Source organism: Pseudonocardia nantongensis (genome assembly GCF_046546495.1).
GTDB lineage: Bacteria > Actinomycetota > Actinomycetes > Mycobacteriales > Pseudonocardiaceae > Pseudonocardia > Pseudonocardia nantongensis.
Map to the genome: position 1 here is coordinate 43,608 of NZ_JBKGXT010000021.1, position 18,561 is coordinate 62,168.

Genomic DNA, 18,561 nt, shown 5'->3' on the forward strand with positions numbered 1-18,561 from the left:
GGCTGACCGTGTGCACCAACCGCACGTCGGTGCACACGGTCTCCAGCGGACCTCAGGCCGGCGCCGGGCCGTCCGCGCCCGGGACCAGCCGCAGCCGGCTCTCGGCGACCGCCTCGACCGCGGCACGGCTGTAGGCCAGCGGGAACGCCACACCGTCGGCCCAGAGACCGAGCTGATCGGCGTAGTGCACCGACCGCGGATCCCCGGACTGGCCGGGCGAGTTGAGGACCATGGTCGCGTCCCACTCCCCCACGTCGACGGCGATCCGGAAGCTGCTGCCCATCACGGCGTTGAACGACGGGTCGTGCCCGGAGAGCCCGACGGTGTCCCCGCTGCCGGCACGCGGCACGGACGGCAGCGCGCGCCAGGACTCCGGGGCCGAGGGGTCGTTCCCGAAGACCGTGTGCCGCAGCTCGGTGCGGTGCAGCGCGCCCCAGGTCCACGTCGCCGGATCGCCACCGAGCAGGTCGGCGAGCTCGGTCAGCGCCTCGCCGAGTGTGTCGCCGATCCCGGCGCGGAGGCGCTCGGCATCGCCCGGGTCGACCGGATCGAACATGGCGAGCATGCGCAGGTCCGGGCGGAGGTCGGAGAACAGCGTGTCGGCGCGGATCAGCCGGTGGCGGGCCGTCTTCGCCCGTTCCGCGTCGACCCCGAGACGTTCCAGGCACCGGTCGACCAGCCACGGACGCAGGTGCCGCCGGACCCATACCTGGAAGATCAGGGCGGGCCGGGAGCCGGTCGTCTCGACGCCGTCCCAGGCCTGCAGCGCCGCCCATTCCTGCGCGTGCGGCATCGGCCCGGTGATCGGGCTCAGCCGATCGAGCAGCCGCCTGCCGTGCACGTTCAGGGCGTCGCCCTGCATCCGGACGCTGCTCGCGACGTCGACGGGGTCGTCCCCGTCGAGCCAGCCGGTGAGGCGCTCGTGCCGTGCGGACGAGTACCAGTCGGTGGTGATCGTCAGCGCGTCGTTGTCGAAGCCGGGCGGCAGGTTCTCCTCGTTCGAGGTCGAGCACCACCCCGACTCCGGATTGCCGACGCCGGGGAGCTCGTCGAGCTGGGCGAACCCGTCCCACTCGAAGCGGCCGTCACCGGGCACGGGCAGTGCGCCGTCCCAGCCCGGCCGGCGCGGCACCAGACCGCAGCCCTGCCAGCCGATGTCACCGTCCGCGGTGGCGAACAGCTGGTTCACCCCGGGTGCTCCCCACCGGCGCAGGGCGCGGCGGAAGTCGGCGGCGTCGTCGGCGTCCTGGTACTCCAGGCTCGCCAGGTAGGGCGCCATTCCCGGCTCGAGCCAGACCGCACGCACGGCCACCGCCACGCGGGCGTCTGAGTCGAGGTGCACCACCGGCCCGTGCCGCGAGTAGGTGAGCCGCAGGGTCTCCTCGCCGGCGCCCGCGACCGCGGTCCGTTCCTCGACGACGGTGAACTCCTCCCACGCGCCACGGTGGCGGTACCGGCTGTCGTCGTCGGGGTGGAGCTCGTAGACGTAGAGGTCCTCGTGGTCGACCGGCCAGATCGTCAGTCCGAAGGCGACCCGTCCGTTGTGGCCGATCGAGACACCCGGCAGGTTCGGCTCTCCCGCCCCGATCACGCTCATCCCGGGCGCCTCGAGGTGGGTCAGGTAGCGCAGCGACGGCACCGTGACCGCCCGGTGCGGGTCGTTGGCGAGCACAGGCCGGCCGGTGGCGGACCGCTCCGGCGACACGACCCAGTTGTTGCTGCCGGTCGGGATCGCCGACGTCGCGGACGCCCCGGGCAGGCCGGTGAAATCGGCGGGGGCGAAGGCCAGCCGGTAGACGTCGAGCACGTCCTCGGTGAGGTGGGTCAGCGCCTCGGGGTCGGGCACGGCGAGGTCGGTGTGCGGGTCCCGCACCGAGCGGAGCTCCTCGGCGGCGGCACCGAGATCGCGGACGGTGAGCGCCCGCGCGAGCTCCTGCTCGGCGTTGTAGAGCAGGCCGTGGGTACGGATGCGGACGACGTCCTCGGGCTCCCAGTGCGCCGGCTCGTGGCCGAGGGCGGCGAACTCCGGCGGGAGCCGCTCGTCGGGCGCCTGCAGGGCCCAGTCGACGTAGGCGTTGACCCCGGTCACGAACGCGGTGACGACGTCACGGACGGCGGTGCCGTAGGCGAGCCACTCGGTGCGCATGTCGTCGCGGTAGAGGAACAGCCGGGTCGCCCGGTCCTGCGCCAGGAACCGGCTGCCGAAGACCTCGGACAGCCGACCCAGGCCGCGCCGACGCCACAGGTCGATCTGGAACAGCCGGTCGCGGGCGGCCTGGAAGCCCTGCGCAACATAGGCGTCGCGCCGGGTCGTGGCGTAGATGTGCGGAACACCCCAGCGGTCGAGGATCACCTCGACCTCGCCGTGCAGTCCCGGCAGGGGAAGGGAGTCGGACGGGAGTGTGGTCATGCCTCTCCTCGCTGAGCGTGCGTGCTGGGGCGTGCGTGCTGTGGGTCAGGCCCAGCCGGAGTCCGCCGGAGCGGGCTCGACGCCGCGCACGTCGGGGAGTGCGAACTTCGCCTCGTCGGTCTCGTCGTCGACCCAGGCGCGCGCGATCTCCTCGATCGTGGCGAACCAGACGCCCTCGTGCCCGCTGATGTAGTCGACCAGCTTCTCGTACCAGAGCATGTGGTTGGCCTGGCCGATGATCTGCGGGTGGACGCACGTCGCGAAGACCGGGTCGGTCTCGTTCCGGTACGCGTAGTCGAAGATGTCCTTCCAGCGCCGGTAGATCGTGTCCGAGTCCTGCATGCCGATCGAGCTGCCGGTGTAGGCCAGCGGCGGGAAGTCGTCGAGGTACCAGCTCACCGGGACCTCGAGGATCCGGCTCGCGCGACCGGCGACGTTGCCCTGTTCCCAGCGCACCTGCCAGCGCTGCGGGTGGTAGGGGTGGAAGTCCCGGCCCATCAGGCTGGTGTCGTAGATCAGCCCGGAGTCCTCCAGGATGTCCAGGGTGGACTCGCTATAGTCCCAGTACGGGGACCGGTAGCCGACGGGCCGGATACCCAGCACCTTCTCGAACGTCGAGAAGGCCAGCTCGACCAGGCGCCGCTCGGTCTCACCGGAGATCAGCGTCGGGTTCTCGTGGTAGTAGCCGTGGTGGCCGAACTCGTGGCCGTCGTCGAGCACCTTCTTGCACCACTCGGGGAACGTGTCGATCGTGTGGCCCGGGGTGAACCAGGTCGTGCGGACGTCGTAGCGCTTGTAGAGCGACAGCAGACGCGGCACGCCGACCTCGGCGCCGAACTCCCCGCGCGACATGGACGACGGGGTGGGCCGGTTGTACGCCCCGAGCCAGAGGCACTGCGAGTCGAAGTCGGTGCCGAGACTGACGGCGATCTTCTTCCCCGGGGGCAGCTGCAGATGTCCCATTACATCTCCGATCCTCGGTGTGACGGTCCGGCCGATCACGGCTCCGGCGACGGTGCGACCGCTCGTCGATGAGCCCGGCCGGTTCGGAGCGAAGCTAGGACCGGCCGGGCCGCCCGCCATCGTCAGATGTACGTAGCGTCGGCGGGCGCGACGACGCGGCCACGGGCCAGCACGGCCATCGCCGGATGCGCATCCGTACGGCATGCTCGTGGGACGACGCGCCCCGTGCGGCCACCGCGCCGGGAAGGAGGTACCTCGATGACGACACCGGGTGGCTCCCGATCGGCGTGGTCGGGCGCGGCCTTCACCGTGCAGGTTCGCCCCGACGGGCGGTTGGGGCTGGCCGACCGCGGCACCCACTGCGACGTGCCGCCGGAGCTGCACCGCATCGCGTCCGCGATGCAGCACACCGACCTGCGGGAATGCCGGTTCCACTGGCGCGCACCGCTGTCCGCCCGGCTCTGCAGGGTCTCCCTCACCACCTGCACCGAGCTCGGCTTCGACCACGTCGAGCTGAGCGGTGACCCCGTCGAGCAGCTCCCGGGCGGGCTGTCGACGCGCGAGCTGGAGGTGCTGACGATGCTCGTCGTCGGCCTCTCCAACGCCGAGGTCGCCGGCGAGCTCGGCATCACCCAGCGCACGGCCGCTACCCATGTCACCCACCTGATGCAGAAGCTGGGGACCCCGACCCGCACGGCTGCCGCGACGCACGCACTGGACACCGGCCTGCTGTGCGTGCCGCTACCGGGATCGGCGGAGCACTACGCGGGCCTGTCGGTGGGCCGGCTCCTCGCCGCCGCGGCCGCTTCCTCCGACGCGGCCGCTCCCTCCGGCGGGCCCCGGCGCGAGGTGCCCCGTCCCCGTCCGGCGGAACCGCGCCGCGAGCTCGTCGTCGGTGCGGCGCTGCCGCTGACGGGCACGGGCAGCGACGACGGACACGAGATGGTCAACGGTCTCCGGCTGGCGATCGAGGAGATCAACGCCGCCGGCGGGGTCCGGGGCCGCAGGGTCCGGGCCGCGGTCCGCGACGTCGAGGTGACCAGCTCCGCGTCGGTCCGGACGGCCTTCGAGTCACTGGCGGGCGGCGGCGTCGACATCCTGACCTCGGGCTACCTCGCCGCGCAGGAGATCGGCCACGAGACGGCGGCGTCCACGGGCGTGCCCTACCTGCATGCCGCGACCAGCGGCGCCATGGAGCAGATGGTGCGCGACGACCTCAGCCGGTTCGGCCGGGTCTTCCAGGTCTGCGCCAGCGATACCGAGTACGCCTCGCGGTTCGTGTCCTTCATGACCTCCGTACGGGAACAGGGTCGCTGGGGCATCGCGTCCGACCGGCTCGCGATCGTCGTGCGGCCGTGGCACGGCGTCGACTTCGGGATCGACCGCGCCAGGACGGTCGCCGACCGGCAGGGGTGGTCGCTCGACGTCGTGCCGGTCGGCCGGACGGGCGGTGGTGACGGCTGGGCCCGGGCGGTGGGTGACGCCGTCCGGGAACCGGCCGCGGCGGTCATGATCGGGAGCTTCTTCGTCGACGACGCGGTGCAGGCGGTGACCGCCCTGCACGAGCGGGGAGCCCCCGTGCTCCCCTACTCGATCTACGCGCCGTCGGTCCCCGCCTTCCGTCACCGCCTCGGATCGCTCGCCGAAGGCGTCATCTGGGCCACCACGACCGGCACCTACTCCGATCGTCCCGGGCGCGCCTTCGCCCGCCGCTACACCGACCGGTTCGGCGCCGCCCCGGGCCGCTCCCACGCCGGCCTCGCCTACGACCGCATGCAGCGCATCGCCCGGGCATGGAGCGCGTGCGGCGACCTGTCCGACGCCGACGCGATCGCCACGCACCTGCGTGCGGAGCCGTACCGCGGGGTCAACGGCACCTACAACTTCGACACCCCCGGCCAGGTCGCGCTCGGCGTCGACGAGCACGGTGACCCCTCGCTTGCCCAGCCGCAGTTGATCTACCAGATCCAGGACGGACGGCAGGTCATCATCGGCGGCGGACCGTTCCGCACCGGCGAGTTCCGCCTGCCCGCTCACCTGCATCGACGATGAGTCCGGGCGACGACGACGCGGCGCCGACACTTCTGTGGCGGCGACGGGTACTCCGGCGGCGAGATGATCGGCAACTACAATTTCGGCGGCGTCTCCCAGGGCCAGGACCTGTACGACCTCATCGAATGGGTCGCCGCGCAGCCGTGGTGCGACGGCAACATCGGCATGATCGGCATCTCGTACTTCGGGTCCATGCAGGTGCTGGCCGCGGCAGAGCGTCCGCCGCATCTCAAGGCGATCTTCGTCAGCGGTGGTCACTTCGACTTCTACGAGACGACCTACCACGGCGGGATCATGTGGTTCATGCCGCGCGCCGCACGTGAGGGACGCGGCGGCGACTCCGGCATCGCGCACACGAACGTGAAGTCGCGCATGATCGAGAGGCACTCCCCCGAGGAGTTGGCCGCGCTCGTCGAGCAGCGGCTGCAGGACCCGGACGTCGCCGCCTGGCCGAACCTCGTGCACGTGCTGAGATATCCGCGCAACCGCGAGATGTGGTTCGACATCGTGATGAACGAGCTCGACGGGCAGTGGTACTCCGAGCGCAACCCCGTCACGCTCGCCGAGAACATCGACATCCCGGTCCACCTGCAGATCGACCAGGGCCGCGGCTGGACCGTCGACGGTCACATCGAGCTGTTCGACGTGCTGAAGGGCCCCAAGAAGCTGGACATCGGTTCCTACCCGCCGATGCAGTCGCGCCCCTGGGGCGAGGAGCACGACCGGATGTTCCGCTGGTACGAGTACTGGCTGAAGGGCATCGACAACGGGATCATGGACGAGCCCGCCGTGAGCGTCTTCGTCGAAGGTTCGCGCGAGGTCGTCACCGCCGCGCAGTGGCCGCCGCGCGAGGTCGAGTACCGGTCGCTGTACCTGCGCCCACGGCACAAGATCTCCGCCGAGCCCGAGCTGATGGGCCCCGAGCACGCCGCGCCGGACGGCTTCTACCAGGCACCGCTGACGGTGACCGACACGGTGCAGATCCTCGGCTGGAGCACCGCGCCGTTCGACGAGGCCACCGAGCTGATGGGCACCGGTGCCGTGCACCTGTTCGCCGAGATCGACCAGCCGGACACCAACCTCATCATGCGGCTGTGGGACGCCGCCCCGGACGGGAGCCGGCAGCTGATCACCACCGGCTTCCTCAAGGCGTCGCACCGCGAGCTGGACGAGCGGACCACCGTGGGCAACCCGTACCACCCGCACACCCGTGCGGTCCCGGTCGAGCCGGGCCGGGTCGAGGAGTACGTGCTGCGCCTCTATCCCTTCGCGAGCACCTTCCTGCCGGGACATCGCCTGGTGGCGGAGCTGTCCAACAACGAACCGCCGGCCGACGCGCACAACGCGCTGCTGCCCCCGGACGCCTTCCACCTGCCCGTCGGCCGGCCGGTGACCCACAAGATCTACCGCGACGCGCTGCATCCCTCCCGGCTCGTGCTGCCGTTCACGACCGGTCGGGCCACGTGACGTAGCCGGCGGTCCGCGAGGACCGGGTGGCAGTGGTCGACCCCTGGATCGGAAGCCGTTCGGACTCGTGATCTTCGGTTCAGGCCAGCAGCGGGCCGAGTTGGGTGGCGTGCTCGCGCAGTAGGTTCACCAGCTCGACCTGGGGCTCTGCCATCCGGTGGGCCGGTCCGCTCAGCGCCAGTCCGGCGATCAGGGAACTGTCGGTCGGGCTGCGCACCCCTACGGCGAGGCAGCCGCGTTCGGGGTGCAGCTCGCCGCGCTGCGTGGCCAATCCGGATCGGGTCACCGAGTCGAGGTCTGTGCGAAGCGCGGAGAGGCCGGCAAGCGTGTGTTCGGTGAACCGGGTCAACTTCTGGGGACGGTTCTGGCTGGTCGGAGCCTCGGCGAGCAGCAGCTTGCCGAGTGCGGACGCGTGGGGATGCGCTGCCAGTAGGTGCGCCGGGCTGGGGGGGTGGTCCGGATCCGGGTCGAGGATCACGACGTTGCCCGTGGTGTAGGAGGCCAGGTGGACGCCCCAACGGGTTCGGGAGCGCAGGCGGGACACCACTGCTCGGGCGGCTGTGCTGAGCGGCGGGTTCACCGGAGCGCTGAGCCGTGCCGCCCGGGTCCCGAGTGCGAAACCCGACAGGTCGGGCATCCGCACCAGGTACTCCTCGGCGACCAGTTGGTTGAGCAGGCGGTAGGTCGTGGCGCGAGGCAGCCCCAGTGCCGAGGAGATCTCGCGTGCGGTCACTCCCGGGCCGGCGGCGACCACCTCGGCGAGGATCTCGAGCGTGTTGCGCACCGCTCGTTGCTGACGCCCCACGGGCGGCTGTGACACGGTCCATCACCGCCCGGGCGCGACCGGCGCCCCGACCAGATCCACGGCCGAGGTCTCGTCGTACATGCCGATCGCGGCGACCCGCTCGGGATGCCGGCCCCGCAGCCACAGGTATCGGGTCGCCGCGAGCACCAGCAGTGAGCCGACGACCAGCGGCGCGCTCGTGACCGGTGCCGAGGCCACGAACGCCACCAGTACCGCCAGCAGTACGGGGACGATGACCGCGGTGGTCAGTACCGCGTCGACGGTCAGTTCACCGATCCGGTGCAGGAACACCGGCGCGGCCAGGCAGACCAGCAGATAGGCCAGCAGGTATCCGAGCGCGGCCGTGATGAGCAACCCGCTGAGCGCTCCGCTCGGGGGGATCCCCCAGCCGACCAGGACGGCGGGGACCACGGCCACCACCGGTACGGCGACGGCGACGGCGACGTGCGGGGTCCGGTGGCGTCGGTGTGCCGTGCCGAGGGCCGCGGGCAGCACTCCCTCGCGGCCGGCGGTGAACAGCAACCGGACCAGGGCGGTGGTGGTGGCAAGCGCGCAGGCGAAGAACGAGGCGGCCAGGCCGGCGTCGAGCAGCATCGACAGCCACGGGAGTTGCTCGGACGCCACGGCCGTCGGGATCGGGTTGGGGTTCGCGGCCAGGCCACCCGGCGCCGCGGCGAACATGGCCACCTGGGTGTAGGCGGCGAACAGGCCCAACGCGCCGGTGAGCGCGGCCGTGCGGCGCACCGCGCGGGGGATGGTGTGGAAGGGGCGGCGGGCCTCGACGCCCAGGGCGACCGCCGCCTCGAAGCCGATGAACAAGGCCAGCGCAGGCAGCACCCCGGCAGCGATGGCGCCGAGCCCGACATCGGCCGGCGCCGTCAGCTGCGCGGTGTCGACAAGCACCCCGTGCTGGGCCAGCAGGATGGCGAACACGACCAGGATCAGACCGATCGAGAGCGTCTCGACCAGCAGCACCACCACCGCGGAGAGCCGGACCCCGCGGACGGTGAGCGTCGCGATCAGTGCGGCCAGCATCAGCAACGCGCCGATCACGCTCGGCGGCGCGAACGCCGGCGACATCCCCAGGCGGGTCAACACGGCGCTGAGCTGGATCGCCGCCCCGGTCAAGGCCGACATGGACAGTAGACCGTAGCCGATCAGCAGGCCGCTGCCGCACAGGAACGCGGGGCACGGACCCAGCCCCTTCGCGGTGAGGCTGTAGAGGGAACCGGCCGCGGCCATCCGCCGGGTGAACCTGCCGATGCAGCTGGCGACCAGCAGCGCCAGCGCGGTTGCCACCGCGATCGACCAGATGGTGGCGGAGCCGGAACTGGCGGCCACGAGCGCCGGGACGACCGCCATGGCCGCGGCCGGGGCCGCCCCTGAGACCGATTGGGCGAACACCTGCACCGGTCCGAGATTGCGCCGGTCCAGCCCGGCCATCGGGGATTGTGTGCGGAGCAGGTCCGCGCCCCGGGGCGAACGTGTCACCACGCCTCCTGATCGCTAGAATGGGTCCTCGAGCCGCCTCCTCGGACCGCTGCCTCCCCGGGTCGAGCCGTTCCGAGTCGATGAACCACACCGCTGCCGCGGGCGCAACCGGTTCTCCCGGGTTGTGAGACCACGAACAGATCGTCTTCTCGGGTTGTGGGACGGCATCTTGTCGGGTGGTGACCGGCGTCGCATCGTCACCGGCCACGACCGCCCGACCGACCGAGGAGCGAGATGACGATCATCGACGCGGCCAGTGCCGACCGCGACGCCCACACGGCCCACCCGCTCGATCCGACCACCGCGTCCGAGATCTCGGACGTCCGCGAGATCCTGTCCGATACCGGCCTGCTCACCGAGCAGACCCGGTGGGCGGCGCTGCTGCCGGAGGAGCCGGCCAAGACCGAGGTGCAGGCCCACGAACCGGGTGACGGCGTGGACCGCCGGTTCCGGGTCATGCTGCTCGAGCTCGACACCGGGGCCTCCCGCGACGTGGTGGTGTCGGTGACACACCGCCGGGTCGACGTGGTGCGCGAGCTGGACCCGGCCACGGCCGGGCAGCCACCGATCATCGACGAAGAGTTCGACATGATCGAGGGCGTCATCCTCGAGAGCGACGAGTGGTGCTCGGCGCTGCGCCGTCGCGGCGTCGACCCCGCCACTGTCCGTGCGGCCCCGCTCTCGGCCGGGGTCTACGGATACCCGGAGGAGGTCGGGCGGCGCGTCGTGCGGGTACTGGGCTTCCGTCAGGACCACCCGGCCGACAGCCCGTGGGCACACCCGATCGACGGGGTCGTCGCCTACGTCGACCTGACCGCGCGCACGGTCAACAAGGTGATCGACGTGCGGGAGTTTCCGGTGCCGACCGAGCCCGGCAACTTCGACGATCCCGCGCAGGTCGGGTCGAACCGGACGACGCTCAGGCCGATCGAGATCACCCAGCCGGAAGGCCCCTCGTTCACCGTCGAGGGCAACCGGCTGCGCTGGGAGAAGTGGGATCTGCGGATCGGGTTCAACGAGCGCGAGGGCCTGACCCTGCACCAGATCAGCCTCGACGGCCGGTCCTTCGCCTACCGGGCGTCCATCGCCGAGATGCTCGTTCCTTACGCCGACCCCTCGCCGGTGCGCTCCTGGATCAACTATTTCGACCAGGGCGAGTACAACTTCGCCCGCTACGCCAACTCCCTGGAACTGGGCTGCGACTGCCTCGGCGAGATCCACTACATGGATGCCGTGATCGCCGACGACTTCGGCGCACCGCGGACGATCCGCAACGCGATCTGCATGCACGAGGAGGACTACGGCGTGCTGTGGAAGCACACCGACCTGTTCACCGGCGCGGCCGAGACCCGCCGGCAGCGGCGGATGGTGATCTCCTACTTAACCACGATCGGCAACTACGACTACGGCTACTACTGGTACCTCTACCTCGACGGCACGTTCGAGTGCGAGGTCAAGGCCACCGGGATCCCGTTCACCTCCGCCTACCCGGAGGAAGGCACCGAGTTCGCCACGGAGGTGGCACCCGGGCTGGGCGCGCCGTACCACCAGCACCTGTTCTCGGCGCGGCTGGACATGACCCTCGACGGGACACGCAACGCCGTCGACGAGCTCGAGACCGAGCGCCTCCCGGTCGGTCCGGACAACCCGCGCGGCAACGCCTTCCGTCGCGCCCGCACCCGGCTGAGCACCGAGTCGGCGGCGCAGCGCATGGCCGACAACAACCACGGCCGCACCTGGCGCATCCTCAACCCGGAGGTGCACAACCGCTACGGCAACCCGGTCGGCTACGTACTGCACCCGGAGGGACACCCGGTGATGCAGGCCGACGAGTCCTCCGTGGTCGCCCAGCGCGCCGGGTTCGCCACCCGCCACCTGTGGGTCACCCGCTACGACCCGGCGCAGCGGTATTCCGCCGGAGACCTCATCAACCAGCACCCCGGCGGCGCCGGACTCCCGGAGTGGACGGCCGCGGACCGCAACGTGGACGGCGAGGACATCGTGCTCTGGCACACCTTCGGTCCGACCCACTACCCCCGTCCGGAGGACTGGCCCGTCATGCCGGTGGACACCGCGGGCTTCACCATGAAGCCGGACGGGTTCTTCGATCGCAACCCTGCGCTGGACGTGCCGCCGAGCTCGAACGGCCACTGCGCGTCCGGACAGGCCGGCGGGGACGGTCATGGCGACTGAGCTGGAGCCGACCGGCGTTCGCGCCGGCGCCGGCGCGAACGCCTCCGAGGGGCGGTTCCGCAAGTCCCTCGGCCTGCCCGACGTCATCGCGCAGAGCCTGTCGGTCATCGCCCCGGCGATGTCCGGGGCGTTCCTGACCTACCTGGCCTCGACCAAGGCCGGTGGCGCTACGCCGCTGGCGTTCCTGCTCGGCACGCTGGCCATGCTCTGTGTGGGGGGCACGGTGGCGTACTTCGCCCGGTCGCTGTCCTCGGCCGGTTCGATGTACACCTACCTCACCCGGGGCGCCAACCGGTGGATCGGGTTCCTGGGAGGGTGGTGCTACGCTGCGGCGTTCCTGATCCTCGGTGGAGCCGTGCTCTGCGGGTTCGGGTTCTTCACCGCCACCCTGGTCAACCTGGTCACCGGCGCGGACCCGTCCTGGATCTGGTTCTCGCTCGCGGGGCTGGTGCTGATCACGCTGATGAGCCTGTTCAACGTGCAGGCCTCGACCCGAATCCAGCTCGCGTTCCTGCTGATCAGCATGCTGGCGATGCTGGCGGTCTCGGTGATCGTGATCGCCATCGGCTCGCCGTCGGTCAGCGTGCTCGACCAGTCCACCCCGGTCGCCGACCCCGGCCGCAGCCTCGACCTGGCTGCGTTCTGGCCCAGTGCGGCCGGTGTCCCGTGGACCGGGATCCTGTTCGGGCTCAGCTTCGCGATGCTGTCGTTCACCGGCGCCGAAGCCAGCGCAGTCCTCGCCGAGGAGACTCGCAACCCTCGCCGGGTGATCCCGCGCGCGGTGGTCGGCTCGATCGTGCTGGCCGGGCTGTTCTATCTGGTCATCACCTACGCCACCGCGGTCGGCTTCGGAGTGCAGCAGGCCGCGACCGACTGGCCCACCTCGGTTGCCGGGCTGGCCGCGGTCGCCCCGGACACGCTCACCGCCGCGATCGTGCTCGCCTGTGCCGCGCTGGCAAGTCTGTTCTGTGCGCTGGGCGTGCACATGGCGGTGTCCCGGGTGCTGTTCGCGATGGGCCGCGAACGGGTGCTCCCGGCCTGGCTGGGCCGCCTGCATCCGAGGTGGAACACCCCGTGGCGGGCGATCGGGGTCGACGTCGCGGCCTGGGTGGTCCTCGCGGGCGGCTCGGTGCTACTGACCAGCCGAGCCACCCAGATCACGGTGGCCGGTGGCGAGGACAGCGGGCTCACCGGCGGGGTGTTCGTGTTCACCTTCCTGGCCGGGCTGGGCACACCACTGCTGATGTTCGTGTACCTGCTGCTCGGTATCGCCGGCACCATGCAGGGACGGCGAACCGGCAAGCCCGCTTTCCAGGTCGTCGCGGTGTTGGCGGCCATGGTCGGCGCGCTGGCCGTGTTCGGCGGGCTGTACTACTCGTTCGTACCCAGCACCCCCGGAACGCCGATCCCGCTCGTGACGGCGATGGTGCCGTGGGTGTGTCTCGGAGTGGCGGTGATCGGACTGCTGGTCGCCGTCTGGATCCGGTATACGCGGTCGCCCGCGTGGGCCGACATGGGCACCGTCTTCGACGAGGTGTGACGGGTGAATCGTCCCGGCGAGTGGCCCGCGGGCCACTCGCCGGATGCCGGGCAGCGCGGCGTTCAGCGGGACTCGCGATCCCGATCTCCTGATCGATCGCCGTGGCCGGGTGGTCCAGACGCGAGTCCCGTCCCAAGCCCCATTCACATCGGTCGTTCAGCGCTTGCCGCGGAACCGCGACAGCATCTGCTGAGCTTTGGCCCGGTTACGCGGGTCGCTCGCCATCCGCTTGGCCTGCTGGGTGTACTTGCGTCCCTGCGGACTCTTCAGGAACGACTGGATCCGCGCGACGATGCCTGCCATCTCGACCTCCACATCTGACCAGGACGCCGCCGTGGATCTGGACGTCCTTTTCGCCCGATTGTGCCTCATACGCCGATACACCCGTCGCTTCTCCCGCAGCAGGCCTGCGTGCCCGGGCTGTCGGCGCCGCCTTGCCTGCCGCCCAAGAACTCCGCAACGACGTCGAACCGGCCACAGGTCGTCACGCGCCGTCCGGACGCGGCTGCAGGGAGCGGCTCACTCATCCTCGACAGTGGTCTGCGCAGGCGTCACCGAGGCGCAGTCGAGGTCGAGGGTGCGGATCTCGGCGAGCGCCGCCGCCGCCTGGCGCTACAGACCTCGGATGTCGGCGTGGGCCGTCAGACGGACGGCGCGATCGGCGAGCGCCGCCGGCGCGGGGGCGGGGACGGGCATGCGGTCGGCCGCCGCCAGCGGACCGAGATCGAGACCGGTCAGCTCGGCGATCCGGGCAACCGGGACCTGGAACGTCCGGAACTCCCCGAGTGGCGGTGGCTGGCCCTCCTGCTGCAGGTCACCGAGCTGTGGGGTCTGGTCGAGCAGATAGCCGGTGGTGCCCAACGCGCCACCGACGGCGAAGCCGCCGATCTTCCAGAACTGCCGGGGCACCTTCAGGCCGCGGTAGGGCGGGTCGTCGTCGGCAAGGACCGGGCCGGTGAACACGACGAGCTTGCGGTCGTGGTCCCCGGCGTTGTCGAGCAGGTAGTCCTCGAGCCCGAGTCAGAGCTCGCGGTCCTGGTTGAACGACGACGCCTGCGGGGCGGCGTTGGTGTAGCAGAACGTGTCGCTGTTCGCCCGTTCCGCCTCGGACTGCTCGCCCCACACCGGGTCCCGGCGCCGGACCAGGTGGCCGCGGTCCAGGTCGTTGTCGGCGTAGATCTCCTCGCCGGCCTGCTGCTCGGCCGGGAGCCGGTCGTCGAGCCGCCAGTCATCGGAGCGCTCCACCTCACGCAGGCTCGCACCGTCGATCGCAACCGCGGTGGCCGCGGCGAGGCGGCGGTCCGGGCGGTGCAGCGTGGAGAAGTGGGTGTAGGCCAGTGGCACGGTCGCTATGCCGGGCGCGGCGGGCATCGGTGCGGGGACGCCGAGGAAGTCCGGCACGTAGCCGGCCGGTTGGGGAGCGTTCATGGCGGCGACCGTAGGGGCGCCGGGTGAACGCGGCTTGACACGCGGAGCGCATCGTCGTGATCACAAGTCCGTGGGCTGCAAGGTTGCGCGGCGGGCCGGGTTCGAACCGGCAACCTGTTGCAGCGGCGGCGGTCGGACAGGTCGTCGAGCTGGTGGCGCCACAGGCCGGCGTTGACGATCACGCCGTGCACGAACAGCGCGGCGGGGCCGTGGCCGCGTTCGGCGTAGGCGACGGTGCCGGACGGGGTCTCGACGGTGGTGCGGGGCAGCGGGTCCACGGGTCTCCCCGGGACGGGCTGACCTGCCCGAACAAGACCCGGACCAGAGGCGGGCTCCCCGTGGGCCAGCGCACCTACAACATGCTGCACTCAACCACCCGAGCCCTGGCCGAACGCGGGAACTCCCTGCTCAAGACCACATTCCGCGCCCTGCGCCGGGTCACCCTGTGCCCCTGGCGGATTGGCGCGATCACCGCCGCAGCCCTCGTCCTGCTCCACCACGGACACGACCGAACGACCTGATCAACTCTCTACTGGGAAAGATTCACTGTGCTGGTCACAATCGGTGCCGATCAACACCGGTCGGCAGTGGTCGTCACGAGCATGCGGGAGTAAAGACGCTGACCTTCCCGAGCGGGGCAGTCATCGCCCCCAGGTGTACACATTTTCGCCGCCTCACAACGATGATCACCATGAGGCGGCGACAGTCAGATGACGTGCCTCGCGTGTGTCTCGGGGGCAAAGAGCTCGTCCGGGGCGAGCTGACGGCCGGTCAGACCTTGCTCATGTGCATACCGTAGGAACACATCTAACGTCTGGCGGTTGGCCTCGAGACCGTACGGCCAGAAGTCCTGCCCCAACAGCGCCTGTGTTCGCTCGACCTCGTCGTAGAGCCAGGGAACGAGATAGGGGTTTGCCGCGGTCTCGGCCATTCGCGCCAACGACAACGACTTGGCCCGCTCGAACGCGCCGAACAGCGATCCGGCCAGCCAGGGTCGCGCTTCATAGATGTCCCGGCGTAGAACGACGGTATGCATGATCGGGAAGATCCCGGTGTCCCGGGCATACTCCTCCTCGACGGCCCGAGGCTCGGAGAACAAGCGTCGTACCTCCGGCCGGCCCTCAAGTATCGGCCGCGGCGTGCGGGGTGCGTAGAGTGCGTCGATCTCACCGGTGACGAGCATGTCCGCCAGAGTCCGGTGCGGAGCGATAGGCGCTACGTCGATCTCCGGCGGCAAATTCAGAACTTGCTTCTCGACCCGGCCTGGCGAGTGCATGCCGCCGGTCCGGTAATGCACCGACGCCACCGGGACATCGTGCCGGTCAGCCAGGATCCCACGGATCCATACCACCGCCGTCAGCTGATACTCCGGCACCCCGACGGTGCGGCCCACCAGATCCGAGGGCTTCTCGATCCCGCTACCGCTGTGCACGTAGATCCCATGATGCCGGAACGCGCGCGACGGGAACACTGGGATCGCGACCAGGCCGCCGGCATTCGGGTCGGCCGCGGCGGCGGTGACATAGGACGACAGCGACATCTCCGCGGCCTCGAACTCACGGTGCCGGAGCATCCTGAAGAACGTCTCCTCGATCGGGAGGTTCAGGTAGGTGAGGTCGACGCCGTCGGGTCGGACGGTGCCGTCGGCCAGCGCGCGGGTTCGGTCGTAGTCCCAGCAGGCCAGGGTGATCGGTACACGGGTCACCGCAGACCGCCCGCACCGGCACGGTTCGCGGCGGCCGGCTCGCCCGTCTCGCAGGTCATACATTCTTCACAGGCCATTGCGGCAGCCCTTTCGGTCGTGGTGACGGTTCCCGGAGCGGTGAAGTGCCGGTCCTTTGTCGTTCGTGGGACCTCGACGATCCGTGCGATGCGTCAACGTGGTCGCGCGTCAACGACCACGCCGCAGGATAACTGCGTTGACCACGGGAATGCCGATATAGACGGCCAGTGGGACGAGTACGACGCTGGTGATCAAAGACTGGGCGAGCACCGGCAGGGTCGCGACCACGGGGCCGGCGGTCGCGGTGAACAGCAACGAGAACGGGAACAGTCCGGCCCAGACCACGATCGCGGTCCGCCACCGAGGCGGCTGTCCGGACGGCTGCAGCCGAACCGCGGGGACCGGGTCCGGCGCGCCGTCTGTCAGCCGATCGGCAACAGCCAGACACTCGACCCGTTGTTCACTGGCCTCCCACTCGGCGAGCGTAGCCGCGCTGTCGAAGGTCAACGACACAGTGACAGCGCCGTCGTCGCGTCGTTCGAACTGCGAGTCCAGGTAGCCGCGTGTGTGTGCGGCCTCGGCGCAGAGCTTCGCCGCCCACTTGTGGAGTTGCTCGTCGTGCCTGGGCAGCGGCTTACGGGTGGCCGCCATCGTTACCGGGAGCCGAAGAACTTCCGTCACGGCGGGCTCAGCGGGCTGCCGGGGGCAGCAGCCCCGGCGGCAGCCCGTACATCTGGTTCTGGACGACGTCCACGATCGCCGGCCCGTCCTGGGCCAAAGCCTTCTCCAGGGCCGGGGCGAGCTCGTCGTCGGTCGTCACCCGTGCTCCGTGGCCGCCGAGCGATCGGGCGAACTCGGCCAGGTCAGGGTTGCCGTAGAAGACGCCGAGGTAGCGCCCTTCATGCGCGGATCGCTGGCGGTCGCGGGTGTTGCCGTAGGCGCTGTTGTTCATGACGACGTTGACCACCGAGATCGACTCCCGCACGCAGGTCTCGAAGTCCTGGGCGACCATCCAGAAGCTGCCATCCCCGCTGATGGCGACGACACGCTGGTCGGCGCGGGCCAGGGCTACGCCCATCGCGGCGGGCAGGCCCCAGGCCATCGCGCCGCCCGCCGAGCCGAAGAAGGTGCCCGGGCGATTCAGGCGCAGGTAGCGGTGGCTCCACGGGCCGAAACTGGGTGCGTCCTGGACGAGCAGGACGCCGTCGGTGTCGGCGACCCGCTGCAGCGCGGACACCGCTGCGATGCTGCTGACGCCACCGGCCGGATCGTCCTCGGCCAGCTCCGGTGACGTGAGCGAGGAGGTCCGGACGTATGCGGCCCGCAGTGCGCTGCGCCGTTCGGCCGGTTCCGGCGCGGTGTCGTGCACCGCGGCGCTCAGCGCTCGTGCGGCGAGAGCGGCGTCGGCCACCATGCCGACCTCCGGCGGGTACACCCGGCCCAGTTCCTCCGGGTCGATGTCCACGTGCACCAGCCGAGTCTCCGGCGACAACAACGTCCAGCGCTTCGTGGTGAACTCGGAGAACCGGCAGCCCAGTGCCACGAGTACGTCGGCGTCCCGGACCGCGTCCTCGGTCACCGGGTGCGCGCCGTAGCCCAGCGCACCGAGGAACGCGGGGTGGTCGTGCGGGACGGAGCCCTGACGCAGCCATGTCGTGAGTACCGGCGCACTCAGGCGCTCGGCGAGTTCGAGTACCGCGGCCGGGTTGCCGGCCGCGCCGCCGCCGACCAGCACGGCGGGCCGCTCAGCGTGGCGGAGGAGCTCGGTTGCCTCCCGCACGGCTGCAGGGGCGGGGGCCGGGGGGTGCGTCCGCCTGCGCGGCGCCGGGCGCACTCCGTCGTCCACGACAGCCTGCAGCACGTCCAGTGGCAGCGACACGACGACGGGTCCTGGACGGCCGCCGACGGCGGTGCGGACCGCGCGCTGCAGCAGTTCCGGTACCCGATCCACCTGGTGGATCTCGACGGCCCACTTGCTCATCGGCCGGAAGGTGGCGACGACGTCCATCTCCTCGAAGGCGCGTCGCTCCACGATGCCCGCAGGCACCTGCCCGACCAGCAGCACCAGCGGAACCGACTCGTCGTAGGCGTTCTGCACGGCGATCGCCGCGTTGGCCGCACCAGGACCTCTGGACACGAGGCAGACCCCGACACCCACGCCGGACCGGGAGACGCCGTCGGCCAGGAATCCCGCGACCTGCTCGTGCCGGGTCGAGACGAACCGGACGGCCTGCTGACGGGCAAGGCTGTCGATCAGATCCATCACCGTCGTCCCCGGCACTCCGGCGACGAGGTCTACCCCCTCAGCGCTCAGGCACTCGACGACGAGGTCCGCCCCTGTCCGAGCGGGAGCCCGATCTCCGATCTCCATCGATCCTCCTGCCGTCGAACACGCCGTGTGTCTTGACACGATCGACAGCGTGGCAGAAAGTTCTTCTGCATAACAGAGGAACTTTCTTTCTGCGGCGCAGAGTCATGAGCGACGGGGA

11 protein-coding genes and 3 pseudogenes are annotated in these 18,561 nt (G+C 70.6%); 5 read left to right on the top strand and 9 right to left on the bottom strand.

Going from position 1 to position 18,561, the window contains the following annotated elements; all coding sequences use genetic code 11:
- Positions 1–52 precede the first annotated feature (52 nt).
- Both ACLFMI_RS21220 and ACLFMI_RS21225 read right to left on the bottom strand, forming a co-directional pair.
- Positions 53–2,410 carry a penicillin acylase family protein gene (locus ACLFMI_RS21220; RefSeq protein ID WP_410949674.1) on the bottom strand — a complete coding sequence of 786 codons (2,358 nt, stop codon included), beginning with the start codon at positions 2,408–2,410 and terminating at the stop codon, positions 53–55.
- Between the two features lie 45 nt (positions 2,411–2,455).
- A complete protein-coding gene (locus ACLFMI_RS21225; RefSeq protein ID WP_410949675.1) occupies positions 2,456–3,373 on the bottom strand; it encodes a polysaccharide deacetylase family protein in 918 nt (305 codons plus the stop codon).
- 258 nt (positions 3,374–3,631) lie between these two features.
- Here ACLFMI_RS21225 and ACLFMI_RS21230 point away from each other — a divergent pair, with 258 nt between their 5' ends.
- Both ACLFMI_RS21230 and ACLFMI_RS21235 read left to right on the top strand, forming a co-directional pair.
- Complete coding sequence (locus ACLFMI_RS21230; RefSeq protein ID WP_410949676.1) at positions 3,632–5,425, top strand: ABC transporter substrate-binding protein; 1,794 nt, start codon at positions 3,632–3,634, stop codon at positions 5,423–5,425.
- Between the two features lie 51 nt (positions 5,426–5,476).
- A pseudogene (locus ACLFMI_RS21235) lies at positions 5,477–6,892 on the top strand (CocE/NonD family hydrolase); the annotation flags it as partial.
- Positions 6,893–6,971: 79 nt separating this feature from the next.
- On the opposite strand, the gene ACLFMI_RS21240 reads toward ACLFMI_RS21235, so the two are convergent.
- Together ACLFMI_RS21240 and ACLFMI_RS21245 are read right to left on the bottom strand one after the other, a co-directional pair.
- The gene (locus tag ACLFMI_RS21240) at positions 6,972–7,676 is read right to left on the bottom strand and encodes an IclR family transcriptional regulator (RefSeq protein ID WP_410949677.1); all 705 of its coding nucleotides are present in this window, start codon (positions 7,674–7,676) and stop codon (positions 6,972–6,974) included.
- Between the two features lie 42 nt (positions 7,677–7,718).
- Complete coding sequence (locus ACLFMI_RS21245) at positions 7,719–9,188, bottom strand: APC family permease (protein WP_410949678.1); 1,470 nt, start codon at positions 9,186–9,188, stop codon at positions 7,719–7,721.
- 234 nt (positions 9,189–9,422) lie between these two features.
- Here ACLFMI_RS21245 and ACLFMI_RS21250 point away from each other — a divergent pair, with 234 nt between their 5' ends.
- Together ACLFMI_RS21250 and ACLFMI_RS21255 are read left to right on the top strand one after the other, a co-directional pair.
- Positions 9,423–11,381, top strand: a complete 1,959-nt coding sequence (locus ACLFMI_RS21250; RefSeq protein WP_410949679.1) for a primary-amine oxidase — start codon at positions 9,423–9,425, stop codon at positions 11,379–11,381.
- Positions 11,371–12,921 carry an APC family permease gene (locus ACLFMI_RS21255; protein WP_410949680.1) on the top strand — a complete coding sequence of 517 codons (1,551 nt, stop codon included), beginning with the start codon at positions 11,371–11,373 and terminating at the stop codon, positions 12,919–12,921. Before ACLFMI_RS21250 ends, ACLFMI_RS21255 begins: the two co-directional genes overlap by 11 nt.
- 156 nt (positions 12,922–13,077) lie before the next feature.
- Here the strand turns inward: ACLFMI_RS21255 and ACLFMI_RS21260 are convergent, their stop codons facing one another.
- Positions 13,078–13,224: a hypothetical protein gene (locus ACLFMI_RS21260; protein ID WP_410949681.1), complete on the bottom strand. Its 147-nt coding sequence runs from the start codon at positions 13,222–13,224 to the stop codon at positions 13,078–13,080.
- Positions 13,225–13,533: 309 nt separating this feature from the next.
- Positions 13,534–14,349, bottom strand: a pseudogene (locus tag ACLFMI_RS21265) (DNA/RNA non-specific endonuclease).
- Between the two features lie 287 nt (positions 14,350–14,636).
- Here ACLFMI_RS21265 and ACLFMI_RS21270 point away from each other — a divergent pair.
- Positions 14,637–14,870: pseudogene (locus tag ACLFMI_RS21270) on the top strand (transposase family protein); the annotation flags it as partial.
- Between the two features lie 185 nt (positions 14,871–15,055).
- Here the strand turns inward: ACLFMI_RS21270 and ACLFMI_RS21275 are convergent.
- From ACLFMI_RS21275 to ACLFMI_RS21285, 3 genes are all read right to left on the bottom strand, one after another.
- Positions 15,056–16,054 carry a substrate-binding domain-containing protein gene (locus tag ACLFMI_RS21275; RefSeq protein WP_410949682.1) on the bottom strand — a complete coding sequence of 333 codons (999 nt, stop codon included), beginning with the start codon at positions 16,052–16,054 and terminating at the stop codon, positions 15,056–15,058.
- Positions 16,055–16,240: 186 nt separating this feature from the next.
- Positions 16,241–16,753 (bottom strand): hypothetical protein, encoded by a 513-nt coding sequence (locus ACLFMI_RS21280; protein ID WP_410949683.1) that lies wholly within the window; start codon positions 16,751–16,753, stop codon positions 16,241–16,243.
- 7 nt (positions 16,754–16,760) lie between these two features.
- A complete protein-coding gene (locus ACLFMI_RS21285; RefSeq protein WP_410949684.1) occupies positions 16,761–18,443 on the bottom strand; it encodes a thiamine pyrophosphate-binding protein in 1,683 nt (560 codons plus the stop codon).
- Positions 18,444–18,561: the final 118 nt, after the last annotated feature.